The sequence below is a fragment of the Rhodobaculum claviforme genome, from assembly GCF_016653255.1.
Taxonomy (GTDB): Bacteria; Pseudomonadota; Alphaproteobacteria; order Rhodobacterales; family Rhodobacteraceae; genus Rhodobaculum; species Rhodobaculum claviforme.
The window spans coordinates 1-3,897 of the sequence record NZ_NHSD01000060.1 but is presented as its reverse complement, the minus strand read 5'-3'; the positions used below and the strand labels follow the sequence as shown (position 1 = coordinate 3,897).

Sequence of the window (3,897 nt, the reverse complement as noted above, 5' to 3'; positions counted from 1 at the left end):
GAACACCTCCACCTCGGTGGGGGCGGGTTCGGTGGCGGATGGTTCAGTGGGTTCGGGGGGCTGTCCATCGCCGGGCGCCGCCTGTGCCTGTGGCGCCGCCTCTGGTTCGGGCGTGCCGGTGGCGTCCATCGCGTCCCCGGCCGGGGTGTCGCTGGCGGTGCCATCCGTGGCGGCCTCGGGGTCTGTCGCGCCGGTGTCCGGGGTTTCAGACGGTGCGCTCTCGTCGGTGGGGGCCGGGGTCGGGGTCTGGGCCGGGGCCGACGGCTGCGGTGCGGGACGCAGGCGAGGGCGCTCCGCGCGCTCGGCGCGATAGCCGAGGCCCTGCATCAGGTCGGCGAACTGTTCCAGCGTCAACCCGGTGATCGACAGCATGTCGGCCGACGCCTCGAATCCCGCCCGCGCATCGCGTGCGCGCAGCATGTCGGCCAGCCGCTCCAGCATGTCGATGCGGATCGCCCGGGTCCCCGCCGGGGCATAGCCGGCCAGCCGGTAGTGCTGCTCGGGCACGCCGGGGGACACGGGAATCGTCACCAGTCCCGGCGGCGGGCTTTCGGGGTATTCGTCCAGCCCTTGCGCCAGTGACCACAGCACGAGGCGCAGCCGGGTCGGCGCGGGTTTCAGCAGCGCGGGCAGAAAGATCGTGTACTGCCCGAACCGCACGCCGTGGCGGCGCAGCGCGGCGCGGGCGTCCTGGTCGAGGTCCTTGACCTCGGCGGCGACCTCGGCGCGTTGCAGCACCCCCAGCGCCTCCACCAGGCGATAGGCAAAACCGCGGGTCAGCCCGGTCAGCGTCTCGTCGCGTTGCAGGCCGACCAGCGGCTCGAACAACGCGGCCACCCGACGGTCGAGGAAATGCTGCAGACGCCTGCGCACCTTGTCGGCGACGTCGGTGCCCGCGATCTCGTCGACGAACACCTCCACGCCGGGCTTCATCGGCTCGGGACCGGCCACCAGCTTGCCCAGCGCGGTGTCGCCCCACATCAGCCCGCCCTGTTCGGTGACGTCCATCTCGGTGTCGGGGGCGTTGTAGAACCGATCCGCCAGCAGATGGAACTGCGGCGCCAGCACCGCCGTGGCCGCCCCGCGCAGCGCGCGCGCCTCGTCGGGGCTTGCGGTGGTGTCCTGGCGGAACCGGAACCCCTCGATGCGGCCGATGAATTCGCCCTCCACCGTCACTTCGCCCTTGTCGCTCACCTCGGCCACCAGCCTCTCCTTCTGCTTGAGCCGCCGCATCAGGACGCTGGTGCGGCGGTCCACGAAGCGCTGCGTCAACCTGGCGTGCAACGCGTCCGACAGGCGGTCTTCTACAGCGCGGGTCTCGCCGCGCCAATGGCTTTCGTCGGCCACCCAACCCGCGCGTTGCGCCACATAGGTCCAGGTGCGGATGAACGCGAGCCGTTTCGACAGCGCATCGATGTCGCCATCGGTGCGGTCGATGCGCGCGATGTTGCGCGCCAGCCAGTCCGCGGGCACCTCGCCGGTCTCGTGCAGGAAGCCGAAGATGCGCGCCAGCAGCCCGGCGTGTTCGGTGGGCGAGATGCCGCGGAAATCGGGAATGCGGCAGACATCCCACAGCAGCCGCACGTCGCGCGCATCGCGCAGCCGCGTGCGCACCGCCTCGTTGTCGGCCAGCGCCCGCAGCGCCACCAGGTCATCGGAATCGCGCACGCGGGTCAGCCAGTCGTCGGTGGTGTGGCGCTCCAGCGCGGCCATCAGCCGATCGACGGTGCCGAAATCCAGATCGGCGTTGCGCCAGTGCAGCTTGCGCACCGGCTCGAAGCGGTGGTCCTCGATGGCGGCGACCATCTCGTCGGCCAGCGGGCGGGCCTCGCCGGTGACGCCAAAGGTGCCGGGCGTGGTGTGGCGCCCCGCGCGCCCGGCGATCTGTGCAAGCTCTCCGGGGATCAGCGCGCGCATCCGTCGCCCGTCGAACTTGGCGGTGGAGGAAAACGCCACATGCCGGATGTCGAGGTTCAGCCCCATCCCGATGGCATCCGTCGCCACCAGATAATCCACGTCGCCGTTCTGATAGAGCGCCACCTGCGCGTTGCGCGTGCGCGGGCTGAGCGCGCCCATCACCACCGCGCAGCCGCCCTTGGTGCGGCGGATCAGCTCGGCGATGGCATAGACGTTTTCCACCGAGAATCCCACGATGGCGCTGCGCGGCGGCATCCGGCTGATCTTGCGCGCGCCGGTATAGGTCAGCGCCGAGAATCGCTCGCGCCGCAGGAACTGCACGCCGGGCACCAGCGCCGCGATCGCACCGCGCATGGTGTCGGCGCCCAGAAACAAGGTCTCATGCAGCCCGCGCGCGGTCAGCAGGCGTTCGGTAAACACATGACCCCGGTCGGGATCGGCGCAGAGCTGGATTTCGTCCACCGCCAGGAAATCGGCGCCGATGCCCACCGGCATCGCCTCGGTGGTGCAGACCCAGTACTGCGTGCGCTGGGGGACGATGCGTTCCTCGCCGGTGACGAGCGCCACGACCGACGGGCCACGGACCGCCACGATCCGGTCATAGACCTCGCGCGCCAGCAGGCGCAGCGGCAGGCCGATCACCCCGGTGCGATGGGCCAGCATGCGTTCGATGGCGTAATGCGTCTTGCCGGTGTTGGTGGGGCCCAGAACCGCCGTCACCCGGCCCCGTTCGCGGACGTCGTCGCGCATGATCCCTCCGCGCCAGACCGGTGCGCCCGTGGGCGGTCCGGTGGTGTCGCTGGCAAACCCGCGTCAGGTGTCGCGGCCCGACACCCGCGCCTCCAGACGCGCCACGCTTCTGCTTATGACGGGCTGGTGGGGATGTATAGCCTGCGCGGCGCGATAGACGTGCAGGGCCTGCACCTCGCGGCCGGTCTCCTCCAGGATCATGCCAAGGCCCGCCATCGCGCCGAAATGGCTGGGATTGAGGGTCAGCGCGCGCGCCAGGTCCTCCATCGCCGGGCCATAGTCGCCGCGCTCGTAGAAGGCGGCGGCGCGGGCGTTCCAGCCCTCGGCGAATTGCGGCGCGTGATCGGTGAGCGCGGTCAGGTGGGCGATGGCGGCGTCGACCTCTCCGGCCTCCAGCGCGGCGCGCCCCCTGCGCAACAGCAGGTCCATCGCCGACGACCCCGACTTCGACCATTCGTCAAGGATGCGCCGCTCCACCCGGTCCCAGCGCTCCAGCTGGGGATCGGCCAGGCGTTGCAACAGCGCGCCAACCCCGTCCTGTGCCGCCGCCGGACCAGCCAGCGCCAGCGACGCGGCAACGAAGGCATTGAGCAGAAGCGATGTCCGTCCCATAACCCGAGTGTAGCACCGCCCGCCCCGAAGACGAGGGGGCAGCGGTGCCGCAACGGTCACTTTCGGGCGAAAGCCCCCAACACAGGCAGCGGAGGCCCCGATGGGCGAGATCATGGAACAGGCGGTCGCGGCGATGCGCGCGAAATTCGGCGACGGGGTCGACGGGTCGGCCAAGTTCGTGATCGGCGATCTGGGCGCGGTGATCGTCGACCAGAGCGGCGTGCACGCCGGCGACGGTCCCGCCCAGGTCACGCTGAGCGCCGAGGCCGAGACCTTCCGTGCCATCCTCGAAGGGGACCTCAGCCCCACCATCGCCTTCATGTCCGGTCGGCTGTCGGTGGAGGGTGACATGGGCCTTGCGCTGAAGCTCGCGAACCGGATGGGCTGAGGCGGCGGTGCAGCCCGCCACGCTGTTCACCGACACGGTCCCCATGCCCGCCGATGGCCGCGCGGTCTGGCTGCGCACGGCCGACGGGGTGCGGTTGCGGGCCGCGGTCTGGCCGGGGGCGCGGGGGACGGTGCTGCTGTTTCCCGGCCGGACCGAGGTCGTGGAGAAATACGGCGACGTCATCGCGCGGCTTGTGGCGGCGGGCTGGGGGGTGCTGACCCTCGACTGGC

At 71.1% G+C, this 3,897-nt stretch carries 4 protein-coding genes; 2 read left to right on the top strand and 2 right to left on the bottom strand.

The features are described 5' to 3' along the window. Positions 1 to 2,667 (bottom strand): helicase-related protein (locus CCR87_RS00950; RefSeq protein WP_242511779.1); only part of this gene is annotated, 2,667 nt, incomplete at its 3' end. 63 nt (positions 2,668 to 2,730) lie between these two features. Further along, positions 2,731 to 3,279, bottom strand: coding sequence for a tetratricopeptide repeat protein (locus CCR87_RS00945; RefSeq protein WP_201155456.1), 549 nt, complete (start codon positions 3,277 to 3,279; stop codon positions 2,731 to 2,733). Between the two features lie 100 nt (positions 3,280 to 3,379). Here CCR87_RS00945 and CCR87_RS00940 point away from each other — a divergent pair, with 100 nt between their 5' ends. Next, positions 3,380 to 3,667 carry an SCP2 sterol-binding domain-containing protein gene (locus tag CCR87_RS00940; protein ID WP_201155455.1) on the top strand — a complete coding sequence of 96 codons (288 nt, stop codon included), beginning with the start codon at positions 3,380 to 3,382 and terminating at the stop codon, positions 3,665 to 3,667. A gap of 7 nt (positions 3,668 to 3,674) precedes the next feature. Continuing rightward, positions 3,675 to 3,897: alpha/beta hydrolase (locus CCR87_RS00935; RefSeq protein WP_420850134.1), on the top strand; the 223-nt coding region annotated here is incomplete at its 3' end.